Annotated in this window: 1 protein-coding gene; it reads right to left on the minus strand. The window is 66.0% G+C overall.

The window, feature by feature from the left end; translation table 11 throughout:
* Positions 1-268: Rrf2 family transcriptional regulator (locus tag SB816_RS32070; RefSeq protein WP_410548255.1), on the minus strand; the 268-nt coding region annotated here is incomplete at both ends.

Genomic DNA, 268 nt, shown 5'->3' on the forward strand with positions numbered 1-268 from the left:
CTGCAGCGAAACCGAATCGAGGTACTCGACCAACTTCTGGTTCAGCGTCGACCACAGCTCGTGCGTCATGCAATGACCGTCGGGCTGCTTCGAGCCGTCGCACGCGCCCTTGCCGCCGCATTGCGTCGCGTCGAGCGGTTCGTCGACCGCGATGATGATGTCGGCGACGGTGACGTCCTGCGCGCGGCGCGCGAGGTTGTAGCCGCCGCCCGGGCCGCGCACGGATTCGACGATTTCATGCCTGCGCAGCTTGCCGAACAGCTCTTCG

It is taken from the genome of Achromobacter sp. SIMBA_011, from assembly GCF_046535435.1.
Classification (GTDB): domain Bacteria; phylum Pseudomonadota; class Gammaproteobacteria; order Burkholderiales; family Burkholderiaceae_B; genus Achromobacter; species Achromobacter dolens.